General features: G+C 71.9%; 23 protein-coding genes. 19 read left to right on the top strand and 4 right to left on the bottom strand.

Annotation, left to right across the window (positions count from 1 at the left end; genetic code table 11):
- Positions 1 to 14 precede the first annotated feature (14 nt).
- The 3 genes from ACVWWH_RS00115 to ACVWWH_RS00105 all read left to right on the top strand — a co-directional run bounded on the left by ACVWWH_RS00115 (position 15) and on the right by ACVWWH_RS00105 (position 3,396).
- Positions 15 to 635, top strand: coding sequence for a LysE family transporter (locus ACVWWH_RS00115; RefSeq protein ID WP_457315191.1), 621 nt, complete (start codon positions 15 to 17; stop codon positions 633 to 635).
- 87 nt (positions 636 to 722) lie between these two features.
- Positions 723 to 1,253 (top strand): low molecular weight protein-tyrosine-phosphatase, encoded by a 531-nt coding sequence (locus tag ACVWWH_RS00110; RefSeq protein WP_457315190.1) that lies wholly within the window; start codon positions 723 to 725, stop codon positions 1,251 to 1,253.
- A gap of 4 nt (positions 1,254 to 1,257) precedes the next feature.
- Entirely contained in the window at positions 1,258 to 3,396 is a 2,139-nt protein-coding gene (locus ACVWWH_RS00105; protein ID WP_457315189.1) for a chorismate-binding protein, read from the top strand.
- A gap of 31 nt (positions 3,397 to 3,427) precedes the next feature.
- On the opposite strand, the gene cls is transcribed toward ACVWWH_RS00105, so the two are convergent.
- Entirely contained in the window at positions 3,428 to 4,885 is a 1,458-nt protein-coding gene (gene cls, locus ACVWWH_RS00100) for a cardiolipin synthase (protein WP_066500278.1), read from the bottom strand.
- A 22-nt stretch (positions 4,886 to 4,907) separates the two neighbouring features.
- On the opposite strand from cls, the gene ACVWWH_RS00095 reads away from it, so the two are divergent.
- The 5 genes from ACVWWH_RS00095 (at position 4,908) to ACVWWH_RS00075 (ending at position 10,118) form a co-directional block, all read left to right on the top strand.
- Entirely contained in the window at positions 4,908 to 5,822 is a 915-nt protein-coding gene (locus ACVWWH_RS00095; protein WP_447419888.1) for an aminodeoxychorismate lyase, read from the top strand.
- Positions 5,823 to 5,986: 164 nt separating this feature from the next.
- Positions 5,987 to 7,489, top strand: coding sequence for a CoA-acylating methylmalonate-semialdehyde dehydrogenase (locus ACVWWH_RS00090; protein WP_457315188.1), 1,503 nt, complete (start codon positions 5,987 to 5,989; stop codon positions 7,487 to 7,489).
- On the top strand, positions 7,490 to 8,581 hold the full coding sequence (locus tag ACVWWH_RS00085) for an enoyl-CoA hydratase/isomerase family protein (RefSeq protein WP_457315187.1): 1,092 nt from the start codon (positions 7,490 to 7,492) through the stop codon (positions 8,579 to 8,581).
- Between the two features lie 31 nt (positions 8,582 to 8,612).
- Positions 8,613 to 9,536 carry a 3-hydroxyisobutyrate dehydrogenase gene (gene mmsB, locus ACVWWH_RS00080; protein WP_066500286.1) on the top strand — a complete coding sequence of 308 codons (924 nt, stop codon included), beginning with the start codon at positions 8,613 to 8,615 and terminating at the stop codon, positions 9,534 to 9,536.
- Between the two features lie 123 nt (positions 9,537 to 9,659).
- Positions 9,660 to 10,118, top strand: a complete 459-nt coding sequence (locus tag ACVWWH_RS00075) for a hypothetical protein (protein ID WP_457315186.1) — start codon at positions 9,660 to 9,662, stop codon at positions 10,116 to 10,118.
- A 63-nt stretch (positions 10,119 to 10,181) separates the two neighbouring features.
- On the opposite strand, the gene ACVWWH_RS00070 is transcribed toward ACVWWH_RS00075, so the two are convergent.
- Together ACVWWH_RS00070 and ACVWWH_RS00065 are read right to left on the bottom strand one after the other, a co-directional pair.
- Positions 10,182 to 10,688 carry a MarR family winged helix-turn-helix transcriptional regulator gene (locus ACVWWH_RS00070; protein WP_457315185.1) on the bottom strand — a complete coding sequence of 169 codons (507 nt, stop codon included), beginning with the start codon at positions 10,686 to 10,688 and terminating at the stop codon, positions 10,182 to 10,184.
- A 30-nt stretch (positions 10,689 to 10,718) separates the two neighbouring features.
- Entirely contained in the window at positions 10,719 to 12,455 is a 1,737-nt protein-coding gene (locus ACVWWH_RS00065) for an AMP-binding protein (protein WP_457315184.1), read from the bottom strand.
- A 91-nt stretch (positions 12,456 to 12,546) separates the two neighbouring features.
- Here ACVWWH_RS00065 and ACVWWH_RS00060 point away from each other — a divergent pair, with 91 nt between their 5' ends.
- The 9 genes from ACVWWH_RS00060 (at position 12,547) to ACVWWH_RS00020 (ending at position 21,643) form a co-directional block, all read left to right on the top strand.
- Positions 12,547 to 13,749, top strand: a complete 1,203-nt coding sequence (locus ACVWWH_RS00060; RefSeq protein WP_066500294.1) for an acyl-CoA dehydrogenase family protein — start codon at positions 12,547 to 12,549, stop codon at positions 13,747 to 13,749.
- Between the two features lie 66 nt (positions 13,750 to 13,815).
- Entirely contained in the window at positions 13,816 to 16,275 is a 2,460-nt protein-coding gene (locus ACVWWH_RS00055) for a molybdopterin oxidoreductase family protein (RefSeq protein ID WP_066500297.1), read from the top strand.
- The gene (locus ACVWWH_RS00050; protein WP_066500301.1) at positions 16,272 to 16,754 is read left to right on the top strand and encodes a hypothetical protein; all 483 of its coding nucleotides are present in this window, start codon (positions 16,272 to 16,274) and stop codon (positions 16,752 to 16,754) included. Before ACVWWH_RS00055 ends, ACVWWH_RS00050 begins: the two co-directional genes overlap by 4 nt.
- Before the next feature lie 78 nt (positions 16,755 to 16,832).
- Positions 16,833 to 17,141 (top strand): hypothetical protein, encoded by a 309-nt coding sequence (locus tag ACVWWH_RS00045; RefSeq protein WP_141305636.1) that lies wholly within the window; start codon positions 16,833 to 16,835, stop codon positions 17,139 to 17,141.
- Between the two features lie 76 nt (positions 17,142 to 17,217).
- Positions 17,218 to 18,429 (top strand): cobalamin-independent methionine synthase II family protein, encoded by a 1,212-nt coding sequence (locus tag ACVWWH_RS00040; protein WP_066500306.1) that lies wholly within the window; start codon positions 17,218 to 17,220, stop codon positions 18,427 to 18,429.
- Positions 18,430 to 18,507: 78 nt separating this feature from the next.
- Positions 18,508 to 19,449, top strand: a complete 942-nt coding sequence (locus ACVWWH_RS00035) for an acyl-CoA thioesterase (RefSeq protein WP_066502750.1) — start codon at positions 18,508 to 18,510, stop codon at positions 19,447 to 19,449.
- A 106-nt stretch (positions 19,450 to 19,555) separates the two neighbouring features.
- The gene (locus ACVWWH_RS00030; protein ID WP_066500312.1) at positions 19,556 to 19,921 is read left to right on the top strand and encodes an ArsR/SmtB family transcription factor; all 366 of its coding nucleotides are present in this window, start codon (positions 19,556 to 19,558) and stop codon (positions 19,919 to 19,921) included.
- A gap of 32 nt (positions 19,922 to 19,953) precedes the next feature.
- Entirely contained in the window at positions 19,954 to 20,472 is a 519-nt protein-coding gene (locus tag ACVWWH_RS00025; protein ID WP_066500313.1) for an SRPBCC family protein, read from the top strand.
- A gap of 112 nt (positions 20,473 to 20,584) precedes the next feature.
- Positions 20,585 to 21,643: an LGFP repeat-containing protein gene (locus ACVWWH_RS00020; RefSeq protein WP_066500317.1), complete on the top strand. Its 1,059-nt coding sequence runs from the start codon at positions 20,585 to 20,587 to the stop codon at positions 21,641 to 21,643.
- A gap of 109 nt (positions 21,644 to 21,752) precedes the next feature.
- Here ACVWWH_RS00020 and ACVWWH_RS00015 read toward each other — a convergent pair whose 3' ends face one another.
- Entirely contained in the window at positions 21,753 to 23,015 is a 1,263-nt protein-coding gene (locus ACVWWH_RS00015) for an NAD(P)/FAD-dependent oxidoreductase (RefSeq protein WP_066502753.1), read from the bottom strand.
- Positions 23,016 to 23,212: 197 nt separating this feature from the next.
- Here ACVWWH_RS00015 and ACVWWH_RS00010 point away from each other — a divergent pair, with 197 nt between their 5' ends.
- On the top strand, positions 23,213 to 24,817 hold the full coding sequence (locus ACVWWH_RS00010) for a PucR family transcriptional regulator (RefSeq protein WP_066500318.1): 1,605 nt from the start codon (positions 23,213 to 23,215) through the stop codon (positions 24,815 to 24,817).
- Positions 24,817 to 25,773, top strand: a complete 957-nt coding sequence (locus tag ACVWWH_RS00005) for a glutaminase (RefSeq protein ID WP_066500322.1) — start codon at positions 24,817 to 24,819, stop codon at positions 25,771 to 25,773. Before ACVWWH_RS00010 ends, ACVWWH_RS00005 begins: the two co-directional genes overlap by 1 nt.
- The last annotated feature ends 174 nt before the right edge of the window (positions 25,774 to 25,947 follow it).

The raw sequence follows: 25,947 nt of genomic DNA, 5'->3' as shown, positions 1-25,947 counted from the left end.
CCTACGCTGGTGGGGTGCCACTTTCCCTCTGGGGCGCCCTCGTGGGCGCCTGCCTGCTCATCAGCTTCACCCCGGGCGCCGGTGCCATCAACACCATGAGCAACTCGCTCACCTCCGGGTTCCGCCGCGCCATCTGGGGCGTGCTCGGGCAGCAGGCGGCCCTCGTGGTGCACCTTGCCGTGGTCGCCGCCGGGCTCGGGGTGCTCGTGGCCGGCTCGCCGCTGGCCTTCAACGTAATCCGCTACCTGGGCGCCCTCTACCTGGCCTACCTCGGCGTGCGGCAGTTCTTCAGCAGGCCGGACACCTCCGCCGAGACGGCGGCGGCCCTCGCCAACGAGCCCGCCTGGTCCATGTTCCAGCGCGGGCTCTGGGTCAACCTCCTCAACCCCAAGGCCATCGTCTTCTTCCTGGCCTTCATCCCCGGATTCGTGCGCCCGGAGTCCCCGCTGTGGAGCCAGTACCTCATCATCGGCGCGACGATCGTGACGGTGGACATCCTGGTGATGTGGTTCTTCTTCGCGCTCGCGGCCAAGAGCTTCCAGCGGTTCACGCGCAGCGAGCGGGGGCAGCGCAGGCTCAACCGCATCTTCGGGGTGCTGTTCGTCGGCGTGGGCGTGCTCCTCGCCGTTGTCTGAGGAGCCCGTCGAAGGGCCCCGTCATGGACCGGCGGCAGGGTGCCCCCGATGCGGGAGGCCGCGGCCGCGGACTTTATGCTTGGTCGCATGAACTCGACGGCGAGCCCCTACCGGATCATCACGGTCTGCACCGGGAACATCTGCCGTTCCCCCATGGCCGAGTTCATGCTCGCCGACGCCCTGCGCGCGGCCGGCCTCGCCGAGCACGTCCTCGTCGATTCGGCGGGCACCACCAGCTACGAGGTCGGGCGGCCGATCGACCCGCGCGCCGCCCGCGTCCTCGAGGCCCACGGGCTGCGCGCCCGCACCCACGTCGCACGCCAGTTCGAGCCCGCCTGGTACGGCGAGCGCGAGCTGATCCTCGCCCTCGACGTGGACCACTACGGGCGCCTGCGCGAGCAGGCACCGCTGGGGGCCGCCGAGAAGGTGCGGCTGCTGCGCGAGTTCGACCCCGCCGTCGCGCACCTGGACCACCTCGATCAGGGGATCGAGGATCCGTGGTTCGGCGACCAGAGCGACTTCGAGACGACGTGGCGCCTCATCGCCGCGTCGGTGCCCGGCATCATCGCCCACGTGCGCCGCGAGCTCGCCACGCTCGGCCTGGCCGTCGACGCCTGAGCACGTGGCGCCCACCGTCCCGGCGCGCGCGCCGTCCGTGATCCTGCTCGACGGGAGGTCGGGGGCGGGGAAGACGTCCCTCGCCATCGAGCTCGCGGCCGCCCTGCGCGAGCACCGCACCGTCACCCTGATCCACCTCGAGGACGTCTACCCGGGGTGGGACGGCCTCGCCGAGGGCATCGCCCGGTGCGCGGACCACGTGCTCGGTCCCCTGCGCCGGGGCGAGGTGGCCCGCTGGCGCCCGTGGGACTGGGAGCGCGGCGCCGGCGGCCCCGAGCGCGTGAGCGAGCCCGCCGACGTGGTGCTCCTCGAGGGCGTCGGCGCGGGCGCCGCACCCCTGCGGGCCCTCGCGGACGCGGTGGTGTGGGTGGACGCGCCCGCCGACGAGCGCCGTCGCCGCGCCCTCGCCCGCGACGGAGACCTCTACGCGCCGCACTGGGGGCGCTGGGCCGCGCAGGAGGAGGCGTGGCTCGCGCACGACGACGTGCCCGCGGCCGCCGCCGTCACCGTCGCCTCCCCCGCGGGCACCGACCGGCCCGAGGGACTCGCGGACCGGGTGCTGGCCGCCCTCGCCGGGCTCCCCTCGCTGCGTGGGCTCCTCGCCCCCGAGCGCTCGGCACGCGAGTCCGCGGCCGTCGTCGTGCGTCGCCTCGGCGCGGCGCCGGACCCGGAGCGGCTCTTCCGCGGGCTCTTCGGTGCGTCCACGGCGGCGGTCTGGCTCGACTCCTCCGACGCCGAGGCCACCCCGCCGAACGCCGAGGCCACCCCCCGGGACGGCGAGGTCACCCCGCGGAACCGTTTCAGCGTCATGGCGGACGACGGCGGCCTGCTCGGGCGGCGCATGGCCCACCGGCGGGGGCGCACCGACGTGGTGCACGGTCCGGCAACCGATGTGCCGGTTTCAGCCCGCTCCGACACCCCGTTCTTCCGCTGGCTCGACGCCGAATGGGGCCACGGGCAGGCACCCGCGGTGCCGGGGCTCGAGTGCGGGTTCGCCCTCGGGTGGCTGGGGTACCTCGGCTACGAGCTGAAGCGCGAGTGCGGCGGATCCGACGTCGACCCCGGGCTCCCCGATGCCCAGCTCGTCTTCGCGGCCCGGGCCGTGGTCCTCGACCACGTGACCGGCCAGGCGTGGCTGCTGGCCCTCGACGCCGCGGACGCCGTGCCGTGGCTCGACCGCGCTGCCGCCGCCATCCGGGAGTGCGATGCTTCACGCGGGCCGGCCGCGGCGACACCCGAAGCGGTGACCTCGGCGCCCGCCTTCACCGCACGCGACACCGCCGCCGCGTACCAGGACAAGGTGCGCGCAGCCCAGGCGGAGATCGCCGAGGGGAACACGTACGAGGCCTGCCTCACCACCACGCTCGAGGCGACCGTCCCCGCACGGGGCGACCGGCCCGGCGTCGTGCCTCTCGAGGCCTACGGAGCGCTCCGCCGCCGCAGCCCCGCGCCGTTCGCGGCGTTCGCCCGCTTCGGCAGCCTCGCGGTCGCGAGCACCTCGCCCGAGCGCTTCCTGTCGCTCGCGGCCGACGGCGGGCTGCGAGCCGAGCCGATCAAGGGCACCCGCCGCCGCTCCCCCGGCCCGTCGCCGGAGGACCCCGAGGCGGACGAGCGGGTGCGCGCCGAGCTCGCCGCGAACCCGAAGGACCGGGCCGAGAACCTCATGATCGTGGACCTCCTGCGCAACGACCTGAGCCACCACGCGGTCCCCGGGTCCGTGCGGGTGTCGCGGCTGTTCGCCGTCGAGACCTACGCGACCGTCCACCAGCTCGTGAGCACCGTCGACGCGCGCCTGCGCCCGGGCGCCTCCCGCGCGGAGGCCGTCGCGGCAGCGTTCCCGCCCGGGTCCATGACGGGGGCGCCGAAGATCAGCACCATGGCGATCCTGGACCGGCTCGAAGCCGGCCCGCGCGGCGTCTACTCCGGCGTGATCGGCTACTTCTCCCGCACCGGGGCCGCCGACCTCTCGGTGGTGATCCGCACCCTCGTCATGGAGACGGCGGACGACGGCGCCACGCGCCTCACGCTCGGAGTGGGCGGCGCCGTCGTGGCCGACTCGGACCCCGCGGACGAGCACGACGAGATCCGGGCCAAGGCGTTCGCCGTGCTCAGCACACTCGGCTCGGAGTTCCCCCAGGACTGAGGCGGGCCCTTCAGGCTCCCCCCGCCGCCGGCTACTGGAGCGTGGCGGTGAGCCGGGCGACGTTGTCCACGTAGCGGCGCAGCATCGGCCGGCTGCGCCATTCCTGCAGGTCGAGGCGCTTGCTGACCTCGCGGTACATGTCCTCGACCCGGCGCATCTGGTCCACGATCTCGCCGCCCGGGAGCATGAGCGAGACCTCCATGTTGAGCGAGAAGGACCGCATGTCCATGTTGGACGAGCCGAGGACGGCCACTTCGTGGTCCACGGTGAAGTGCTTGGCGTGCAGGACGTACGGCTTGGGGTAGCGGTAGATCTTCACGCCGGCGGTGAGCAGCTGCTCGTAGTAGGACTGCTGGGCATGGTGGACGAGGAACTGGTCGCCCTGCTCGGAGACGAACAGCTCGACGTCCACGCCGCGCTGGGCCGCCGTGGTGACGGCGTAGAGGAGCGAGTCATCCGGGACGAAGTACGGGCTGCAGATCGAGAGCCGGTGCTGGGCGGAGTAGATGAGGGTGTTGAAGAGCCGCAGGTTGTTCTCGTTGGCGAAGGCGGGGCCGCTGGGGACCACCTGGGCGGCCACGTCGCCGACGTGCCCCGCGGCCTCGAGCTGGTCCTCGAGCAGCACGTCCGTCTCCGAGAGCCAGTCAGTGGCGAAGACGATGTTGAGGGTCGTGACCACCGGGCCCTCGAGCCGGGCCATGAGCTCCACCCACTTGCGCTGGGCCCGCCGGTGGTAGGCGCGTTCGATCAGGTTCAGCGAGCCGGTGAAGGCGACCTCGCCGTCCACGACGAGGATCTTGCGGTGGTTGCGCAGGTCCACGCGGCGCCACTGGCCGTGGACGGGCATGACGGGAAGCATCCGCCGCCACTGGACCTTGGTCGCCTTGAGCCGCTTGAGGAACGTGCGGTAGCCCTTGATACGCAGGGTGCCGATGTGGTCGAACAGGAAGCGGACCTCGACGCCGCGCTCGGCGGCCTCGGTGAGGGCCGTGAAGAAGTCCTCGGTGACCTCGTCCCAGCTGACGATGTAGAACTCGGCATTGACGAACCGCTTCGCCCTGCGCACGGCCTCCGTCATCTCGGCGATCGCGTCCTCGTAGCCGGGGATCAGCCGGACCTTGTTGCCGTTGACCATCGGCAGGGAGCCGAGCCCGCGGTTGAGCGCGGCGGCGGAGTGCAGCCACTCGGGGCCCGGGAAGGTGGTGTCGACGTCGTGCGACTCCGCGAGCGCCGCCCGGACGCGCGCGTTGACCTCCTGCTGCTGGTCGCGCCGGCGGCCGGAGAAGCGGAAGTTGCCGAACAGGAGGAACACCAGCAGCCCGAGGGTGGGGATGAAGAAGATGGCCAGGAGCCACGCCATCGCCGTGGTGGGCCTGCGGTTGCCGGGGATGATGCCGAGCACGGCGACCCTGATGACCAGGTCGACGACGCCGAGCGCGAAGGTGAGCCAATCGGGCAGGAGGCCGATCAGCGGCAACTGCAGGAGCATGGGCACAGCCTAAGCTGTCCCCATGACTCACACCGTCCTGACGTTCCTCGACCGCGCGTTCCCCGACGGCCGGATCGAGGACGCCACCAAGCCGCAGCTGTTCGCCACCGATCTCGGGGCCACGCGCGGCGACGGGGTGTTCGAGACGCTCCTCGTCCTGGACGGGCACGTGCGCAAGCTCCCGGCCCACCTGGCCCGGATGACCAAGAGCGCGGCGCTGCTGGAGCTCGAGGTGCCCGACCACGAGGCGTGGGAGCGGGCCATCGTGACCGCGCTGGACGAGTACCAGCGCGTGGTGGGCCCCCTCACCGAGGTGGTCGTGAAGCTCGTGGCGACCCGCGGGGTCGAGGGCGCGCACGAGGCGACCTGCTGGGTCGCCGCGTCCGCGCCGGCGCCCGCGGCGAAGCGGCAGCGCGAGGAGGGCATCGACGTCCTGCTCCTGGACCGCGGCTACGACTCGGACCTCGCCGAGCGCGCCCCGTGGCTCCTCCTCGGCGCGAAGACGCTCTCCTACGCGGTGAACATGGCCGCGCTGCGCTACGCGCACGCTCACGGGGCGGACGACGTCATCTTCACCTCCGCCGACGGCAAGGTCCTCGAGGGCCCCACCTCCACCGTGCTCATCGCGCACGCCGAGAAGGACGACGCCGGCCGCCTCACCCTCAAGAGGCTCGTCACCCCCCAGCTCGACTCCGGCATCCTCCCCGGCACGTCGCAGGGCGCGCTGTTCGCGGCGGCCAAGGACGCCGGCTGGGAGCTGGGGTACGGCCCACTCGAGCCGGAGGACCTGTTCGACGCGGACGCGGTGTGGCTCATCTCCTCGGTGCGCCTGCTCACCCCGGTGAACCACGTGGACGGCACGGCGATCGGGACGGACCCCGAGCTCGCCCGCGCCCTGACGGCCGAGCTCGCCGGGCTGTTCGACAAGATCGCCTGAGCCTGCCCCCTCCTTCCCTTCCCCCGCTCCCTCCCTTCCCCCTCCTTCCGCCGGCGTCACCCCGCCGCGCCCCAGCGGGACCGAAAGCCTCTGGCAATTACTTGGAAGTCCGAGTATCTTCTGTCCCAGATGACCTGGATCACACACGAGCGAAGGAGCTTTCCATGGTCCACGACCTGTACCACTACATCGGCGGCGCGCGCGTCGACGGGACCTCCGGCCGCTTCGGCGATGTCTACAACCCCTGCACCGGCGAGGTCCAGGCCCGGCTCCCGCTCGCCAGCCGCGACGAGGTCCGCGAGGCCATCGCCAACGCCGAGAAGGGCCAGGCCGAGTGGGCCGCGATGAACCCGCAGCGCCGCGGACGGATCCTGCTCAAGTTCGTGGACCTCGCCAACGAGCACATGGACGAGCTCGCCGAGCTCCTCTCCTCCGAGCACGGCAAGACGTTCGCCGACTCGAAGGGCGACGTCCAGCGCGGCCTCGAGGTCGTCGAGTTCTCCGCCGGCGCGGCCCCGCACCTGCTCAAGGGCGAGTTCTCCGACAGCGTGGGCACGGGCATCGACGTTCACTCGCTGCGCAAGCCGCTCGGCGTGGTCGCCGGCATCAGCCCGTTCAACTTCCCGGCCATGATCCCGCTGTGGCAGGCGGGCCCGGCCCTTGCCGCGGGCAACGCGTTCATCTGCAAGCCGAGCGAGCGCGACCCCTCGGTCCCGCTCCGCCTCGCCGAGCTCCTCACCGAGGCGGGCCTGCCGGACGGCGTGTTCAATGTGGTCAACGGCGACAAGGAGGCCGTGGACGCCCTCATCGAGGACCCGCGGGTCAAGGCCATCGGGTTCGTCGGGAGCACGCCGATCGCCCAGGCGATCTACGCCGGCGCCGCAGCCCACGGCAAGCGCGCCCAGTGCTTCGGCGGCGCCAAGAACCACATGGTCATCCTCCCCGACGCTGACCTGGACATGGCGGCTGACGCCCTCATCGGGGCCGGCTACGGCTCCGCCGGCGAGCGCTGCATGGCCATCTCCGTGGCCGTCCCGGTGGGCGAGGAGACCGCAGACGCGCTCGTGGCCAAGCTCCAGGAGCGCATCAAGGGCCTGCGCGTCGGCGCGAGCATGGACAAGGACGTGGACTTCGGGCCGGTGGTCGCGGCGTCGGCCAAGGAGCGGATCGAGGGCTACATCGCCAAGGGCGCCGAGGAGGGCGCCGAGCTGCTCGTGGACGGCCGCGGCCACACGGTGGACGGCTACGAGGGCGGCTTCTGGGTCGGGCCCACCCTCTTCGACCGGGTCACCCAGGAGATGTCGATCTACCGCGAGGAGATCTTCGGCCCCGTGCTCAGCGTGGTCCGGGCCGCGGACTACGACGAGGCCCTGCGCCTGTGCAGCGAGCACGAGTTCGGCAACGGCGTCGCGATCTTCACCCGCGACGGCGACGCCGCCCGCGACTTCGCCAGCCGCGTCGAGGTGGGCATGGTCGGCGTCAACGTGCCGATCCCCGTGCCGATCGCCTACTACACGTTCGGCGGCTGGAAGGCCTCGGGCTTCGGGGACCTCAACCAGCACGGCCCGGACGCGTTCCGCTTCTTCACCAAGACCAAGACCGTCACCTCCCGCTGGCCCTCCGGGGTGCGCCAGGGCGCGAGCTTCGTCATGCCGGCGGGCAGCTGAATGACCGCACCCAGCGGGGCGGCCTCCGCCGCCGACGAGGTCCTCTTCGAGCGGCGGGGGCGGCTCGCCGTCGTCGTGCTCAACCGGCCCCGGACGGTCAACGCGCTCACCGCCGGCATGGCGGAGGCCATGCTCGCCCGGCTCACCGAGTGGGCGGCGGACGACGCCGTCGAGACCGTCCTCGTGCGCGGCGCCGGCGAGCGGGGCCTGTGCGCGGGCGGGGACATCGTGGCGATCTACCGGGACATGCAGGGCGGCGGCCACGCCACCGAGGACTTCTGGGCCACCGAATACCGGCTCAACTCCCTCATCAGCCGCTACCCGAAGCCCTACGTGGCGTTCATGGACGGGCTCGTGCTCGGCGGCGGGGTGGGGGTCTCGGTGCACGGCTCGCACCGGGTCGTGACGGAACGGACGCGGATGGGCATGCCGGAGACCACGATCGGGTTCGTCCCGGACGTGGGCGGCACGCTCCTGCTCGCCAACGCACCCGGCGAGTCCGGCACGCACGCTGCGCTGACCGGCGCGCACCTCGACGGCGCGGACGCGCTGCACCTCGGCCTCGCGGACTTCTTCGTCCCGTCCGCCCGGCTGTGCGAGCTCGCCAAGGCGCTCGAGACGGAGCCGGCGGACGACGCCGTGGCGCGCCTCGCCGTCGAGCCTCCCCTCTCGGAACTCGCGGAACAGCGGGGCTGGATCGACGAGGCGTACGCGTCGGAGGACGCCGAGGAGATCGTGCGCCGGCTGAAGGCGAGCCCCGTCGCGGCGGCGTGGGAGACGGCGGCGACGATCGAGGCGAAGTCGCCGCTGGCGGTGAAGGTCACGCTCGCCGCGCTTCGCCGCGCCCGGGCGCGCGGCCCCGTCCCCGGAGCGCTCGAGGCGGCGCTCGACACGGAGTACCGCATCGGCCTCCGCCTGCTCGCCGGGCACGACTTCCGCGAGGGGATTCGGGCCCAGGTCATCGACAAGGACCGCAGCCCCCGCTGGAGCCCGCCGACCCTCGCCGAGGTGGGGCAGGAGGACGTCGAGGCGTGCTTCGCCCCGCTCGAGGAGGACGAGCTGGGCCTCGCCGCACGGGTGGCGGCCCTGTGACCCGCCAGCACGAGACCGAAGGAGACAGACCATGAGTGAGCCGTCCGCATCCGGAACCATCGCCTTCCTCGGCCTCGGCCATATGGGCGCCCCCATGGCGGTGAACCTCCTCAAGGCCGGCTACACGGTGGTGGGCTACGACCCCGTCCCCGCGGCCGCGGACGCCGCACGGTCCCATGGCATCCCCCTCGCGGAGACGGCCGCCGAGGCCGTGGCCGGGGCGGCGATCGTCCTGACCATGCTCCCGAGCGGGCGCCACGTGCTCGATGCCTACCGCGGCAGCGAGGGCCAGCCCGGCCTCCTGGCCGTGGCCGCGCCGAACACGCTCTTCCTCGACTGCTCCACGATCAACGTCACCGAGGCGCAGGAGGCCGCCGAGGCGGCGGTCGCCGCCGGACACCGCTCGGTGGACGCCCCGGTCTCCGGCGGGGTGGTCGGCGCCGAGGCGGCCACGCTGACGTTCATGGTCGGGGGCGAGGACGACGACGTCGCGGTGGTCCGGCCGATCCTCGAGACGATGGGCAAGCGGGTGGTCCACTGCGGAGCGCACGGCCTGGGCCAGGCGGCGAAGGTGTGCAACAACATGATCCTGGGCGTGTCCATGATCGCGGTGAGCGAGGCGTTCGTGCTCGGCGAGAAGCTCGGGCTCACGCACGAGGCCCTCTTCGACGTCGCCGCTCACGCCTCCGGGCAGTGCTGGGCGCTGACCACCAACTGCCCCGTCCCGGGGCCCGTGCCGACGAGCCCCGCCAACCGCGGCTACCAGCCCGGATTCGCCGGGGCACTCATGGCCAAGGACCTCCGTCTGGCCGTCAACGCGCTCGAGCACACCGGCGTGGCGGCGGAGATGGGCCAGCTCGCGTCCCGGATCTACGACTCCTTCGTGGAGCACGGCGGCGCAGGCACCGACTTCTCGGGCATCATCACCACGATCCGCGAGCAGTCCGAGGCCTGACCCCTCCCCGCTGGCCGCGGTGACCAAATGCCCTGTCCGCCCCGCCGCCCCGGGAGGACCGTGGACGCAAGGGCTGCGGGCGGACTGGGGCGGGCCGCCTGTACTGCGCAGGAGGAGCCGGACGTGACCAAGGGAATCATCACCAGGACGTGGATCTGGGGCATCATCGGCATGGGGATCGGCCTCGTGGTCGGCGGGGTGGCCACGGCCATCATGCTCGCCTACGGCGGGACGTACGTGAATGCGCGCAGCGGCAGCGGCTACGACTTCGTGCCGACGCCCGGCGGGACCTTCTGGTCCACGGTGGTGTTCATCTGCGTGGGCGGGCTCATTGCGCTCGGCGGCATCATCGCCCAGTTCGTGGCCTGGGTCGGAGCCCTGGTGAACTCCTACCAGCTGCCGGACAAGATGTGGTTCCTGCTGACCCTGCTCCTGGGACTGACCGGCTTCGGGCTCGTCGTCATGATCGTGTACCTCATCGCAGCGCCCGAGGGCTACCCGGGGAAGGCCCGGGCCGAGGCCGGCGGTGCAGGCGCAGCGTACCCCGCCCCGCCCGAGGATCCGTACCCCCGCACCGCCTGAAGCTGACCTCCAGAAGCTGACCTCCAGGAGCTGACCTCCAGAAGGGACGGCGGCCGCCGGGGTTCACTCAGTGAAGTCGCCGGCCTCGCGGCGGAAGTCGCCGAGGATGCGCAGGAGCGCCTCCACGTCCTCGCCCGTGAACCCGGACCGGCCGAACACCTCGGCGTTGAGCGCCACCGTGGCCTTCTCCGCGAGCGCCCGGCCGCTGTCGGTGAGCTCGATGAGTGTGGTGCGTCCGTCGGTGGGGTGCGGGGCGCGCGTGACGTACCCCGCGCCCTCGAGCCGGTCTACCGCGTTGGTCACGGAGGTGGGGTGCACCTGCAGGAGCGCACTGGCCTTGCTCATGGGCAGCGCACCGGTGCGGGCGAAGCTGAGCAGCGCGAGCATCTCGTACCGCGCGAACGTGAGTCCGAGGGGTTTGAGCACGTCCTGGATGCGGCCGATGAGGATCTGCTGGGTCCGCATGATCGCGGTGATGGCGGCCATGGGCGCCGCGACGTCCGCCCATCCGTTCCGTTCCCAGTTGCGCCGGGCGTCGGCGATCGGGTCGCGGGGAAGCGGGGCGCCCATGGTCCTCCTGTCACAGCCTGGATCTGCTGGCTAGTCTCTCAGAGACGGGAAGTCGGCCTCGGCGTACTCGATGCCGTACCCGCCGGCCCCCGTCGCCTCGGCCCCGGAGTGCCGCACCTGCTCGGTGTGGCGCAGCTCGACCCGACGGATCTTGCCCGAGATGGTCTTGGGCAGCTCACTGAACTCGATCCGGCGGATCCGCTTGAACGGGGCCAGCTGCGTGCGGCAGTAGCGCAGGATCTCCTCGGCGATTTCGGGCCCGGGCTCATAGCCGCCGGCGAGCACCACGAACGCCTTCGGCACCGAGAGCCGCACCTCGTCGGGGGACGGCACCACGGCGGCCTCGGCGACGGCCGGATGCTCGATGAGCACGCTCTCGAGCTCGAACGGGGAGAGCCGGTAGTCGGAGGACTTGAACACGTCGTCGCCCCGGCCCACGTAGGTGATCACGCCGTCCGCGTCCCGCGCGGCCATGTCGCCCGTGTGGTAGTAGCCGCCGCGGAAGGCGTCGGCGGTCTTCTCGGGATCGCCGTAGTAGCCCTTCATGAGCCCCACGGGGCGGGGATCGAGGCGGAGGCAGAGCTCGCCGTCGTCGGTCTCCTCGCCGGTGGCGGGGTCCACGAGGACGACGTCGTAGCCCGGCAGCGGGCGTCCCATCGCGCCGACGGTGACGGGCTGGCCGGGGGTGTTGGCGACCTGGACGGTGGTCTCGGTCTGGCCGAAGCCGTCGCGGATGGTCACGCCCCAGGCCTTGCGCACCTGGCCGATGACCTCGGCGTTGAGCGGCTCGCCGGCCGAGACCGCCTTCCGCGGAGGGGTCTGCAGCTGGGCCAGGTCGGACTGGATGAGCATGCGCCACACGGTGGGCGGGGCGCAGAAGCTCGTGACGCCCTCGCGGCCCATCTGCTCCATGAGGGCGGAGGCGTCGAAGCGGTCGTAGTTGTAGATGAACACGGTCGCCTCGGCGATCCACGGCGCGAAGACGTTGGACCATGCGTGCTTGGCCCAGCCGGGCGAGGCGACGTTGAGGTGGACGTCGCCTGGCTCGAGGCCGATCCAGTACATCGTCGAGAGGTGCCCCACGGGATAGGAGACGTGGGTGTGCTCCACGAGCTTGGCCCGGGAGGTGGTGCCGGAGGTGAAGTACAGCAGGAGCGTCTCGTCGGCCGCGGTCGGCACGTCGGGGGTGAAGTCGGCGCCGGCCCCGGCCGAGTCCGCATAGTCGAGGGCGTCGCGCTCGGGGGCCGCAGCCGCGCCAGTGTCCCCGATGACGATCAGGCGGTAGGCGCCGGGGACGTCGTCGAACTTGCGCGCGTTGGCCCCGCCGACGGCAACCCAGTGGGCCCCGCCCCGCTCCACGCGGTCCTCGAGGTCCCGGCGGCCCATGAGCGTGGTGGTGGGGATCATCACGACGCCGAGCTTGATCCCGGCGAGCATCAGCTCCCAGAGCTCCACCTGGTTGCCGAGCATGATGATCATGCGGTCGCCGCGGCACACCCCCTGGCCGCGGAGCCAGGCGGCCACCTGGGACGACCGGGCCGAGAGCTCGGCGAACGTGCGCCGGGTCGAGCTGCCGTCCTGTTCGACGATCACGAGGGCGGGCTGGCTCCCGCGCACCGGATCGGAGCCCAGGGCGTCGAACCAGTCGAGGGCGAAATTGAACTCCGTGAAGCGGGGCCAGGCGAAGTCCGCGTGGGCCCGGGCGTAGTCCTCGCGGAGCTCGAGCAGCCTGTCGCGCGCAGCCCTGAAGTCGTCGGTGACAGTCATCGCCTCGCCTTTCCGTCCTAGTGATCTCCGTCACGGTGAAATATAGTTGGACTTCCTAGGGTTTGAACAGCGCCGCGATGAAGAGGTCCCCATGCTCCACGCACCAGCAACGCTCCGCCCGGCCCCCGCGCCCGAGGTCCCCTTCCCGGACGCGGACCTCATGCATGTGACGGACCTGCTCTCCCCAGCGGAGCGGGAGCGGTTCGCCGAGCTGCGGGAGGTCCTCCAGCGTGAGGTCCGGCCCCTGACGGCCCCCTTCTGGAACCGCGAGGAGTTCCCGTTCGAACTCCTCCCGAAGCTCGCGTCCCTGGGCCTCGGCCAGCTGCAGACGGACGGCTCCTCGCGCCTGTTCCAAGGGCTCGCGTACATGGAGGCCGCGCGCGCCGACGTCTCCCTGTCCGCGCTCGTGGGGATCCACAACGAGCTCGTGGTGGGCATGGTCCACGACCTCGGCTCCGAGGAGCAGAAGCGGCGCTGGCTGCCGGGCCTCGAGTCGTTCACCTCCCTCGGCGCCTTCGCGCTCACCGAGCCGGAGCACGGCTCGGACATCGCCGGCGGCCTCGCCACGACCGCGACGCGCGACGGCGACGGCTGGCTCCTGCACGGGGCGAAGCGGTGGATCGGGGCCGGCACCATCGCCGACTTCGTCCTCGTCTGGGCGCGCGACACGGCCGACGGCGCGGTCAAGGCGTTCCTCGTCGAGACCGACCGGCCCGGCTTCACCGCCACGAAGATCGCGAACAAGATCGGGCTGCGCATCATGCAGAACGCGGACCTGGTGCTGGACGGGGTCCGGGTGCCGGAGGCGAACCTGCTGCCGGGCGCCACGGCGTTCGACCGCGCCAACGACCTCCTGCGGGACTCCCGCGCCTGGGTGGGCTGGCAGGCCGCGGGGATCCAGCTCGCCGCGTTCGACATCGCCCGGGCGTACGCGCTCGAGCGGATGCAGTTCGGCAGGCCGCTCGCCGGCTTCCAGCTCGTCCAGCAGCAGCTCTCCGAGATCCTCGGCAACGCCCAGGCCTCCCTGTCCCTCATGGTCGAGCTCGCCCGCATCCAGGAGGCCGGGCGCCTCGAGATGGCGCAGTCCGCGATGGCGAAGGCGACCACCACCCGGCTCGCCCGCTCGTCGGTGGCCATGGGGCGCTCGCTCCTGGGCGGCAACGGCATCACGACGGACTACGAGATGGCGAAGCTGTTCGGCGACGCCGAGGTCCTCTACACGTACGAGGGCACCTACGAGATCAACTCGCTCATCGTGGGCCGGGCCGTGACGGGGGCCTCCGCGTTCGTCTGACGATTGCTCCGGGCCGGAGCGGGTATGCCGAAGGCATCCGAACCGCCACCGATCCCGGAGGAAGCCATGACGCGTGTGGACCGTATCGCCGAGCCCTGGGGAACCCGGACGCCCTACGGACCGGGCGAGCCGTGGCCCGCACGGGTCGACACGCACCTCGACGGAGGCCTCAGCTCCGACGACGTGGACCGATGGGTCCAGACCGCATCCCTCCTGCATTCCAACGGCGACGCGATGGACATCGCGGTGAAGGACGAGCGGATCGTGGGCGTGCGCGGCCGGCAGGGCGACCGGGTGAACCACGGCCGCCTCGGGGTCAAGGACCTCTACGGCTGGCAGGCCAACTCCTCCCCCGACCGCCTGACCAGGCCCCTGGTCCGCGAGGGCGGCCGCCTCGTCGAGACTGACTGGGACACCGCGATGGGCAGGATCGTAGAGCGGACCCAGCAGCTCCTCGCCGAGCAGGGCCCGAGCGCGGTGGGCTTCTACACGACCGGGCAGCTCTTCGCCGAGGAGTACTACACGCTCGGCGTCCTCGCCCACGGCGGGATCGGGACGAACCACGTAGACGGCAACACCCGCCTCTGCACCGCCACCGCCGCAGCGGCGCTCAAGGAGTCCTTCGCGAGCGACGGCCAGCCCGGCTCGTACACCGACGTCGACCACGCGGACGTGATCGCGCTCTACGGGCACAACGTCGCCGAGACGCAGAGCGTGCTGTGGATGCGGATGCTGGACCGGCTCGCCGGCCCGAACCCGCCCCAGGTCATCTGCGTCGACCCGCGCCCCACGGAGGTGGCCCGCCACGCGACGGTTCACCTCGCGCCGCTGCCCGGCACCAACGTGGCCCTCATGAACGGGCTGCTGCACGAGATCATCGCCAACGACTGGGTGGACCACGACTACATCGAGGCCCACACGGTCGGCTTCGACGAGCTCGTGAAGCAGGTCCAGGACTGCACGCCGGAGGCCGCCGCGCAGATCTGCGACGTGCCCGCCGAGCAGATCCGGGAGGCCGCCGCGATCCTGGGCCGCGCGGAGCGGCTCCTCTCCACCGTCCTGCAGGGCTTCTACCAGTCGAACCAGGCCACCGCCGCCTCGGTCCAGGTGAACAACATCAACATCATCCGTGGGATGCTCGGGCGGCCTGGCTGCGGGATCCTGCAGATGAACGGCCAGCCGACGGCCCAGAACACCCGCGAATGCGGGGGCGACGGCGATCTGCCCGCCTTCCGCAACTGGTCCAACGACGAGCACGTGAAGGACCTCGCGAAGGTCTGGAACGTGGACCCGATGGAGATCCCGCACTACTCGCCGCCCACCCACGTGATGCAGATGATGCGATACGCCGAGGACGGCTCGATCCGGATGCTGTGGGTCAGCGGGACGAACCCTGCGGTCTCCCTGCCCGAGCTGCCCCGGGTCCGCTCGATCCTGTCGCAGGAGCGGCTGTTCCTCGTGGTCCAGGACATCTTCCTGTCCGAGACGGCCCAGCTCGCCGACGTCGTCCTCCCCGCCGCAACGTGGGGCGAGAAGACGGGGACATTCACCAACGTGGACCGCACGGTCCACCTGTCCGAGAAGGCCGTGGACCCGCCGGGTGAGGCCAGGCCCGATCTGGACATCTTCATTGACTACGCGCACCGGCTCGGCCTGAAGGACAAGGACGGCGCCCCGCTGGTGAAGTGGCACGACGCCGAGTCGGCGTTCGAGGCCTGGAAGGAGTGCAGCCGGGGCCGTCCCTGCGACTACAGCGGGATGACGTACGAGCTGCTCCGCGGCCGCTCGGGCATCCAGTGGCCGTGCACGGAGGAGCACCCCGACGGGACGGAGCGCCTGTACGAGGACGGGAAGTTCTTCAGCACCCCGGACTACTGCGAGAGCTACGGACGCGACCTCGTCACGGGTGCCCCGGTGGAGGCGACCGAGTACAGGGCGCTCAACCCGACGGGGAAGGCCATCCTCAGGGCCGCCGAGTACGTCCCCCCGCACGAGATTCCGAGCGAGGACTTCCCGTTCATCCTCATCACCGGCCGCACGCTCTACCACTTCCACACCAGGACCAAGACCGGCAGGGCACCCGAGCTCCAGGCCGCCGCCCCGGACGTCTGGGTCGAGCTGTCCGAGGCGGACGCCTCCGCCTTCGGCATCGGCGAGGGCGACCTCGTGACCGTCAGCAGCCCGAGGGGCTCGGTTCGGGCCGCGGCCCGCATCACGGGCATCCGCCGCGGCGTGGTCTTCCTACCGTTCCACTATGGCTACTGGGACACCGAGGGCGGCCACGCGCCGGACGGTGCGGGCCGGGCCGCGAACGAGCTGACCATCACCGACTGGGACGCCTGCTCCAAGCAGCCCATCTTCAAGACGGCCGCCGCGCGGATCGAGCGCACGGCGGCCGGGCAGGAACCGGCCCCCGCGCCGACGACGACCGCCTCGGCCCCTGTCCGTCCCGCCGGTGCCCCGACGCGGGGACCGAGCGATGTGGACGAGGAACTCTCGGACCGGGCACCGGAGGTGGCGCTGTGAAGATCGGACTGGCGCTGAAGGAGCTCCACCGCTCGGAGGCGGAGCTCGCCCGCGAGCTGCTCAAGGTCTCGGACCGGCACAAGGTGGACCACGAGGTCTTCCACCTGGGCCGGGACCTCGCCCGGTGGTCCCAGGAGCACGTGGCCCTGATCGCCGAGATCGCCCACGGCTACGGCCAGGACCTCGACCCCGACGCCGGGGGCCCGCTCGGACCCCTCGAGCGGGCGGTGGAGAAGGGCAGCGAGCTCGCCGGGCGGACGAGCTCGCCCAGCCTCCTCATGCTGCGCGACCTCCGCGAGGTCTACATCAAGTCCGCCGGGGTGTCGGTGGACTGGGAGCTCCTCGCCCAGGCCGCGCAGGGGATCAAGCACCGCGAGCTGCTCGCCCTCGCCCAGCGCTGCCACCCGGAGACCCTTCGGCAGATGCGGTGGGCGAACGGCAAGCTCAAGGAGAGCGCCACCCAGATCCTCGTCAGCTGAGGGGCTGCGGCCGGCCACGGCGCGACGCATGGCGGACGGCTCTGGCGCGCAGCGGCGTCGTATGCCTACGGTTCGGGGATGGAACAGGACGATCGCGTGCCGCCGCCCCCCGGCCTTGCGGCATACGACCACGACGCACCGCTCGACGACGGCTACAGCCAGAGCGAGAACTACGGCCACAACCAGGAGTCCCTCCAGCTGCACGACCTCCGCCGGTACGCCGACACCCCGCCCGGGGAGCCGCGCGTCGAGCGCCCCGCCCCGACGGAGCCCGCGAAGCCGAAGCGCCGTCCCCACACTGCCGGTCTGGGCACCTCCGGCGCGGCCGGCATCCCCGACGCCGCCGGCGCCGTGCACACCGGGTTCGGCGACACCGACCGCGACTGAGGCGCGGAACCTACCGGCGGGTTCACACACGCGCACACACTCGCGGACGGCCGCCCGGATCGGCAAGACTGGCCCCATGCACAACACCGACTTCATCCAGGTCTCGCACGCCGGATCGCTCCCCCGCACGCCCGAGCTGCTCGCGGCGAACGCCGCGCAGGCCGAGAACCCGGGCGATACGGCGGCGTTCGAGGACCTCCTCGCCGGCTCGGTCAAGGACATCGTCGCGAAGCAGCGCGAGGCCGGCGTCACCCTCCCCAACGACGGCGAGTACGGCCACACCATGTCCAACTCGGTGGACTACGGCGCATGGTGGAACTACTCCTTCGCCCGCCTCGGCGGCCTCTCCCAAGGCGGCGTGGACCGCTGGCAGATGACCGAGGAGATCCGCTCCGAGCCGGGCCACATCCGCCTCACCACCATGCGGGACCGGCGCGACCGAGTCCGGTTCAACGAGGCCTACAACGACCCCAACTCGTTCATCCTCACCGGCCGCAAGCCCGTGGCCCAGCCCACCGTCACCGGGCCCATCACGTACATCGGGCAGGAGGCCGTGCAGCGCGACGTCGTGAACCTCAAGGCCGCCCTCGCCGCCAACGGCTACGAGACCGGCTTCCTCCCCGCCCTCTCTCCCGGCTCGGCGAGCCGCCTGCTCAACGAGTACTACCAGGACGAGGAGGAGCTGGTCTTCGCGTGCGCCGACGCCATGCGCGAGGAGTACAAGGCGATCATCGACGCCGGCCTCACGGTCCAGATCGACGATCCGTCCATCGCCGAGAACTGGGACATGATCAACCCGGAGCCCAGCCTCGAGGACTACCTGAAGTTCACGCAGGTCCGCGTCGAGGCCCTCAACCACGCCATCCGCGGGCTGCCGCAGGAGCAGATCCGCTTCCACCTGTGCTGGGGCTCCTGGCACGGCCCGCACACCACGGACATCCCGTTCAAGGACATCGCCCAGACGATGCTCTCGATCAACGCCGGCTCCTACTCCTTCGAGGCCGGCAACGTCCGCCACGAGCACGAGTGGAAGGTCTGGCGCGAGCTGGACCTGCCCGAGGAGAAGACCATCGCCCCGGGCGTCGTCTCGCACGCGACCAACGTGGTGGAGCACCCGGAGCTCGTCGCGGACCGCATCGAGAACTTCGCGTCGATCGTGGGCCGGGAGCGCGTCATCGCCTCGACCGACTGCGGGCTCGGCGGCCGCGTCCACCCGCAGATCGCCTGGGCGAAGCTCGAGGCGCTCTCCGAGGGTGCCCGGCTCGCGACCCAGCGGCTCTGGGCCTAGGGCGTGGCGCACGACGCCGGCGGCCCGCCTTTCGCGGCCGGGTCGCCGGCCGTTGCGGGCGCCCAGCAGTCCAATGAGGTGACCCTCCGCTTCCTCGCGGCCCCGACGGACAAGGGCCATTCGGGCTCGGTCGACGCCGGGACGGTCCTCGAGTGGGTCGACAAGGCCGCGTACGCGGCGGCCGTGGGCTGGGCGAAGACGTACTGCGTGACGGCGTACGTGGGCAACATCCACTTCGCCGACCCGGTCAACGTCGGGGACATGGTCGAGGTCACGGCCACGATCGTGTACACCGGGCGCAGCTCGATGCACATCCGCACCGTGGTGTCCTCGGGCGACCCCAAGGGCGGCACGCCCACGATGCGCAGCGACTGCCTCGTCATCTTCGTGGCCGTCGGCGAGGACGGGCGCCCGGTCGAGGTGCCGGCCTGGGTCCCCCGGACCGAGGGCGAGCGCGAGGCGGAGGCGCACGCGAAGGCCCGCATCGCGGTGCGGGACGAGATCGTCGCGTCGATGAAGCGCCAGGAGTACACGGACGCCGGCACGGCCGAGCGCGTGGTCCTGCGGTTCCTCGCCGCCCCGACGGATGTGAACTGGGGCGGGAAGGTCCACGGCGGCACCGTCATGAAGTGGATCGACGAGGCCGCGTACGTGTGTGCCTCCCGCTACTGCGGGCGGGACGCCGTGGCGGTGTTCTCCGGCGGGGTGCGGTTCTACCGGCCGCTGCTCATCGGGGACGTGGTCGAGGTCGAGGCCCGGCTCGTCTACACGGGGACCAAGGGCATGCACATCGCGGTCCACGTCCGCTCGGGCTCGCCCCGCGGCCACGAGCTGAACCTCACCACGTACTGCCTCACCGTCATGGTGGCCCGGGACGAGACCGGGACCGCGGTGCCCGTGCCCCGCTGGGAGCCGGTCTCGGACGAGGACCGGCGCCTGTGGGAGCACGCCCGCGAGCTGCTGGAGATCCGCGGCAAGGCCCCCGGCGGCCGCCTGCCGAACCACCTGCTCGGGGCCTGAGGCGCGGCGGCGGCGCACGACGGCGTGACGTCGCCGCCCGCCGCAGGCAGCCCGCTCGTCTGCGACCCCTTGCCCTCAGGCCGCCCGGGGGCTAACGTACAACCAAATGGTTGTAGATCAGCAGGCACGGGAACTCACTGACGACGAGATCGATCGGATCTTCGGCGCCCTCGCCGACGCGACGCGCAGGGACATCCTGCGCCTGGCGATGGTGGGCGAGCAGTCGGTCTCCGCGCTCGCCGGGAACTACACCATGAGCTTCGCGGCCGTGCAGAAGCACGTCGCGGTGCTCGAGCGGGCCTTGCTCGTCACGAAGGAACGCCGCGGGAGGGAGCAGATCGTGCACTCGAATCCCGCGGCGATCCGCAGGGCGGCGCGCCTCCTCGATGCCTACGAGGAGCTGTGGCGCGACCGCATCGCCCGGATCGGAGACATCCTGTCCGAGCCCACTGCGCCCGACCAGGGCGACTGACCACAGCGGAACGCACGAAGGAGCGCGCACCCATGACGTTCGTCTCCAGCACCAAGGACACCGACAGCCTCACCCTCACGCTCGTGACCGAGTTCGCCGCCGCCCCGGCACGCGTGTGGCAGGTTTGGGAGGACCCGCGCCAGCTCGAGCGCTGGTGGGGGCCGCCCACGTGGCCGGCCACGTTCGCCACGCACGACTTCACGCCGGGGGGACTCTGCCACTACTTCATGACGGGTCCGGGGGGCGAGAGGGCCCACGGCTGGTGGCGGTTCGTCGCCATCGACGAGCCACGCCGGCTCGAGATCGAGGACGGCTTCGCCAACGAGGACGGCTCCCCGATGGACCCGGAGGACACGACGCGCTTCGTCGTCACGCTCGACGCCGTGGACGGCGGGACGCGCATGACCACGGTCTCCCGCTTCCGCAGCCTCGAACAGCTCGAGCGGATGGCCGAGATGGGCATGGAAGAGGGCATGAAGCAGGCCTCGGGGCAGATCGACGCGATCCTTGCCGAGTCCACCGAGGGCTCGGCGCCGGGCTCGCCGCGCTAGCGCCTCCCCTCGCGCCGCCACCTCGGCTCCGCCGCGACTTCCGCGTAGGGAACAGGCCGGATACGCTTCGGCTGTGCCACTTCGGGGGTGGCCTTCTCGGGGAGGAACTGACGTGCGCGTCACCACGGTCAGGGGGCACCGCAGCGCCCTCAGAATCCTGTCTGCCTGCGCCCTGGGCGCACTCCTGTGGGGCGGGGTGAGCGGCCCGGCGAGTGCGACGACGACGCCCAGCCCCACGCCGTCGGCCCTCGCCACCGCGACCGATACGGCCACTGCGAGCCCCACCGCGACTGCAACGGCCACCGACACCGCGACCGCCGCGCCGACGGACACGACACCGCCGGCGCCCGAGTACGTGGTGCGCGGCGCGATCGGGGCCAAGTACGTCGCGGACGGCGGGGCCTCCGCGCTCGGGACGCCCCTCGGCAACGAGGTGTGCACCGGCCCCCGGGGCGGCTGCTACCAGTGGTTCACCGAGGGGCTCATCTGGTGGTCCTCCACCACCGGCGCCCACACGGTGCGCAACGATGGCTTCCGCTTCCGGTACGAGCTGGAGGACTGGGCGTGGGGGCCGCTGGGCTACCCGCTCTGGGACATCGAGTGCTCGGCCCCGGGCGGCGGCTGCTACCAGCGCTTCGAGGGCGGCATCCTCTGGAAGGATCCCGCCGGCGACCCGGCCACGTGGCCGCACGGCGGCATCGGCGCGAGGTACGCGGCCTTGAACTGGGCGTGGGGGCCGCTGGGCTACCCCGCGGGCGACGAGCAGTGCTACCCCGGCAGCACCACCTGCTGGGAGCCCTTCGCCGGCGGCAGCATCTGGTGGAGCCCATCCACCGGCGCCCACATGGTCCGCGGCGCCATCGGCTCGGCGTGGACCGCCGACGGCTGGGACCTCGGGCTGCCCCTGCAGGACGAGCAGTGCACCGCGCCGCGCGGCGGCTGCTACCAGTGGTTCCAGAACGCCGTCTACTGGTGGTCCTCCGGGTCCGGGACGCACTATGTCAAGGGCGGCATCAAGGCCGCCTACGAGAGGGTCAACTGGGCGTGGGGCGGCCTCGGCTACCCGCTCACCAACGAGTACACCGTCAGCACGGGCAAGCGGCAGGACTTCCAGGGCGGCAGCATCCTGTGGGACTGGCACAGCGGCGCGACGACGGTGCTCTGGGGCTGATCCGCGGCACCGGCCCGACCGTGCGCGGCACCGGCCCGACGCACGACGTCGGCGGGCCGCCTCGCCCGAGGCGGCCCGCCGACGTCGTGCTCCGGCGACGCGCGGCGACTCAGCTGTGCGCCCTGTCCGGCCGGCTGAGGACCACGAACGAGCGGCGGTGGCTGATGTAGTCGCTGGGCCAGGTGGCCAGCGCGCGGATCTTCTGCATGCTCCCGGACAGCAGCACCACGTGCACGCCGAGCCACGCGAGGAAGGCCAGCGGCCCCGAGAGCAGCTTGCGGTTCGGGCCCGGCCCCACCTCGGCCACGGCCGATCCGCGCCCCACCATCGCCATGTAGCCCTTGTCGGAGTAGTGGAAGGGCTCGCGGGGGCGGCCCTCGATGTCGGCAAGGATGTTCTTCGCCGCCCACCCGCCGGCCTGCAGCGCGCAGGAGCCGAGCTGGGGGAGCTTGTTGCCCTTGTCATCGGTCATGTTCGCCGCATCGCCGAGGACGTAGACGCCCTCCGCACCGGGGGCCGTCAGATCCGGGTTGACGTCGATCCGGCCTCCGCGGCCCTGGGCCAGCCCCGAGCCCGCGACCACGGGACCGGCCTTGAGCCCACCGGCCCACACCACGAGGGTGGCCGGGATCTCGCTGCCGTCCTTGAAGACCACCTTGTCCGGCGCGATCTCGCTGACCGGGACCCCGAGGTGGAGCTCGACGCCCATCCCCTCCAGGCGGCGGGCCGCGTACTGCTTGGACTGGTCCGAGAAGGCGTTGAGCACATTCGGGATCATGTCCACCAGGTGCACCCGGCATCGGCTGGCGAGCCGCGGGGAGAAGTAGTCGCCGAGGACGTACTTGACCGTCTCGGCCATCGCCCCCGCTGTCTCGACCCCGGTGGGTCCGCCGCCGATCACCACGAAGTTCAGCTCCGTGCCGTCATCCGCCCGGTCTGCCGCCTCCAGGGCGTTCGAGAGGGCCCCGCCGAGGCTCACGGCGTCGTCCACCGAGTAGAGCGGGAAGGTGCGCTCCTCGGCCCCAGGGGTGTCGAAGAAGTTCGCCTCGGCGCCGGAGGCGAGCACGAGGAACCGGCCCTCGTACACCTTGCCGTCCGAGGTGGTGACCCGCTTGGCGGCCGGATCCACGGAGGTGACCTCCGCGACCAGCACGCGCACGTTGGGCTGGCCGCGGAAGATGTCGCGCAGGGAGCGCGCCACCTCCGAGACGCCCAGCTGCACCGTGGCCACCTGGTACAGGAGCGGCTGGAACTGGTGGTAGGGATTCTTGTCGATCAGGAGGACCCGGACGCCCTTGCGCCCGAGCGTCCGGGCGGCTGCGACGCCCGCGAACCCTCCGCCGACCACGATGACTTCGTAGTTCTCGTCCACAGGCGCGACACTACCGAGTCGGCGGCTGGCTGTGAACCGCCCGCGCAGCCGGACGCGGACACGGGCCTTGGTGCCGCGCACAAGATGCGGCACGCAATCCTGTGCCCCCATCCACAAAGGGGCCCCGGCGGGGCGCCTAGCATGGTGCGGGTCATCAAGCCCCTGCCGGGGGCCGGGCACGCTTCAAGGAAGAGGCAGTGGGCGCAACGATCAACGACATCCTCGCGGAACTCCCAGCGGGATGGGCACGACTCAGGCTCGAAGCAGCGGGGACCGATCCCGCCGTCGGGCGCATCCTCATGCTGGACGCGGAGGACACCGATGCGCAGCCCGAGGTGGGCGGGGCCCTGGTGTGCCTCGTCGGGGCCCGGGGCCGGGCCGCCCTGCCCGCCGTGGGGCGCCTCGTCGACGCGGGGCCCACGGCGCTCGCGGTCAAGGCTTCGGGGGCGCAGGCCCCGGAGATCGAGGAGCTGTGCAGGGCCGGCGGCGTCGGCCTGCTGCTCATCGCCCCGGACGCGCCGTGGGACCAGCTCCTCTCGGTCGCCACGTCCCGCCTCGACGACGCCGAGCCGCAGCCTGCGGCGATGGCGCTGCTCGAGGAGGACCTCTTCGCTCTCGCCCAGACCACGGCGAAGGTCACGTCGAGCCACGTCGTGATCGAGGATGCCGCCAACCGGGTCCTCGCGTACTCGACGCTGTCCAACAACATCGACGAGCTCCGCAAGGCCTCCATCCTCACGCGGCGGGGGCCCCGAGAGTACGAGCTCATGCTCAAGGACCTCGGCGCGTACCGGGAGATGCACCGCACCCGCGGCGTCGTGCGCGTGCCCGCGCGCCCCGACCAGCAGCTGCGCGAGCGGGCGGCGATCGCCATCTTCGCCGGGGACCGGATCATGGGCTACATCTGGCTCCAGGAGACCGGCTCCGGCTTCGGCGACGATGTGGTCTACGCCCTCAAGGGCGCGGCCCGGCGTGCGGCGTCGGAGCTGATCCGGTACCGGAACCAGCAGTCGGTCACCATGCACGAGGACCGGATCGGCCGCCTGCTCTCCGGACCGGCAGAGGCCGCCGCGTGCGCCAGGACCCTCGGGGTGGCGGTCGACGCGCCGTCGTGCCTGCTCCTGGTCGGCGTCTCCCGCGCGGACGCCGTCACGGAGGACGCCGAGCTCGTCCACGGGCAGCTCGCCGACCTCGTCGCGCTGCATGCCGCGGCGTTCAAGGGATCCTCGATCGTGGGGCAGTACGAGGGGCACACCGCCGTGGTGGTACCCAGCCTCGCCTCCCGCACCGCCGCCGCGGCCCTGCGCTCGCTCGCGGGCCTGATCGTCGCGGATGCGCGCAGGCACCTGGGGGCCGTGGCGTTCGTCGCCATCGGCAGGATCGTGCCGGGCGTGACGGCGCTGCACGGCTCGCAGGCGGAGGCAGCGGCCGTGATGGACTGCCTCGTGCGCAACGGTGACGCGCAGGTCGCGACGATCGAGGACGTCGAGGCCGATGTCCTCCTCCACGAGGCCATCGCCCGGTTCGGCACCTCCGGGTTCAGGCACCGCGCGCTGACGGAGCTGCTGCTGACCGAGCCTGAGCTCGCCGAGACGCTCGAGAACTACTTCAGGGCCTCGATGGACGTCTCCGCGTGCGCCCACGCCATGCAGATCCACCGGAACACCGTGTACTACCGCGTCGGCAAGGCCGAGCGCCTCACGGGGCTGGACCTCGGGCGCCCTGCCCACGCGACCATCGTGCAGCTCCACCTCGGCCTGTGGCAGCGCGGGGACCTCGACGGCGCCAGGAGCGGACGCTGATGCGGGGCACGGCCCTGCTGCGCGCCGAGCGCGGCGTCGGGCTCGAGGGCGACGCCCTCGGAGGGCTCCTCGACGACCTCGTCCGCGAGTTCCGCCCCGCACGGATGGCGGGCTCCGTCCCCGGCCACATCCCGCACCTCGCGTCAGCCGACTTCACAAGCTTCGGGATCGCCGTGGCCATGGTCTCGGGGGAAGTCTTCACGGCAGGAGACGCCGGGGACCCGTTCCTGATCCAGAGCATCTCGAAGGTATTCTCCCTGGCGCTGGCCCTCGGCCGCGAGGACGGCCCCGACCTGTGGTCCAGGGTCCTCCGCGAGCCCTCGGGCACCGCGTTCAACTCCCTCGTCCAGCTCGAGGCCGAGCGGGGCATCCCGCGCAACCCGTTCATCAACGCGGGCGCGCTCGTGGTGACCGACCACCTCCTCGATGCCTTCGGCAACGCCAGCGAGGAGGTGCTCGGACTGCTCTCCTCCCCCACCGGGCGCAGCGCCGTCAACGTGGAGGCCTTCGAATCCGAGCTGGCCAGGAGCGAGCGCAACTTCGCCCTCGCCCACTTCCTCGCCGACCTCGGCAATCTGCGCAATCCCCCCGCGGAGGTCGTCCGCCACTATGTCCGCCAGTGCTCGATCGAGATGTCCTGCGCCGACGTCGCCCGCGCGGGCCTCTTCCTGGCGAACAACGGGGTGGGCCCCTCCGGGCGGGTGGTCTCCGCCTCGGCCGCCAAGCGGATCGGCGCCGTCATGCTCACGTGCGGGATGTACGACGCGGCCGGCGAGTTCGCCTACCGCGTCGGGCTGCCGAGCAAGAGCGGCGTGGGCGGCGGCATCCTCACCGTCGTGCCCGGCATCTGCTCCATCTGCGTGTGGAGTCCGCGCCTCGATGCCCACGGCAACTCCCTCGCGGGCGCCTCAGCGCTCGCGGAACTGGCAGAGCGCACCGGCTGGTCCATCTTCTGAGCCCGAGCGCTCTCCCCCTCCCCCTCACCCTTCCCTCTCCGCCCCCTGCGAAAGGATCCGCCATGCCCGAAACCGAGCCCACCACGGAAGTCGCCGATCATCGTGAGGACCACGGTCATGCCCATGCGGCCGACCATGTGATCCATGCCGAGGACGCCGGCTACCACAAGGGCC

Source organism: Sinomonas sp. RB5, from assembly GCF_054063535.1.
The sequence above is the reverse complement of the archived record's forward strand: the minus strand, read 5'-3'. Positions and strand labels throughout refer to the sequence as shown.

What these genes read in the sequence shown, in the direction of transcription:
- ACVWWH_RS00110 (WP_457315190.1), top strand. Translation starts at nt 723, where the DNA reads ATGAACTCGACGGCGAGCCCCTACCGGATCATCACGGTCTGCACCGGG.
- cls (WP_066500278.1), bottom strand. Translation starts at nt 4,885, where the DNA reads ATGCTCCTGCAGTTGCCGCTGATCGGCCTCCTGCCCGATTGGCTCACC.
- ACVWWH_RS00095 (WP_447419888.1), top strand. Translation starts at nt 4,908, where the DNA reads ATGACTCACACCGTCCTGACGTTCCTCGACCGCGCGTTCCCCGACGGC.
- ACVWWH_RS00090 (WP_457315188.1), top strand. Translation starts at nt 5,987, where the DNA reads ATGGTCCACGACCTGTACCACTACATCGGCGGCGCGCGCGTCGACGGG.
- ACVWWH_RS00085 (WP_457315187.1), top strand. Translation starts at nt 7,490, where the DNA reads ATGACCGCACCCAGCGGGGCGGCCTCCGCCGCCGACGAGGTCCTCTTC.
- mmsB (WP_066500286.1), top strand. Translation starts at nt 8,613, where the DNA reads ATGAGTGAGCCGTCCGCATCCGGAACCATCGCCTTCCTCGGCCTCGGC.
- ACVWWH_RS00070 (WP_457315185.1), bottom strand. Translation starts at nt 10,688, where the DNA reads ATGGGCGCCCCGCTTCCCCGCGACCCGATCGCCGACGCCCGGCGCAAC.
- ACVWWH_RS00065 (WP_457315184.1), bottom strand. Translation starts at nt 12,455, where the DNA reads ATGACTGTCACCGACGACTTCAGGGCTGCGCGCGACAGGCTGCTCGAG.
- ACVWWH_RS00060 (WP_066500294.1), top strand. Translation starts at nt 12,547, where the DNA reads ATGCTCCACGCACCAGCAACGCTCCGCCCGGCCCCCGCGCCCGAGGTC.
- ACVWWH_RS00055 (WP_066500297.1), top strand. Translation starts at nt 13,816, where the DNA reads ATGACGCGTGTGGACCGTATCGCCGAGCCCTGGGGAACCCGGACGCCC.
- ACVWWH_RS00045 (WP_141305636.1), top strand. Translation starts at nt 16,833, where the DNA reads ATGGAACAGGACGATCGCGTGCCGCCGCCCCCCGGCCTTGCGGCATAC.
- ACVWWH_RS00040 (WP_066500306.1), top strand. Translation starts at nt 17,218, where the DNA reads ATGCACAACACCGACTTCATCCAGGTCTCGCACGCCGGATCGCTCCCC.
- ACVWWH_RS00030 (WP_066500312.1), top strand. Translation starts at nt 19,556, where the DNA reads ATGGTTGTAGATCAGCAGGCACGGGAACTCACTGACGACGAGATCGAT.
- ACVWWH_RS00025 (WP_066500313.1), top strand. Translation starts at nt 19,954, where the DNA reads ATGACGTTCGTCTCCAGCACCAAGGACACCGACAGCCTCACCCTCACG.
- ACVWWH_RS00005 (WP_066500322.1), top strand. Translation starts at nt 24,817, where the DNA reads ATGCGGGGCACGGCCCTGCTGCGCGCCGAGCGCGGCGTCGGGCTCGAG.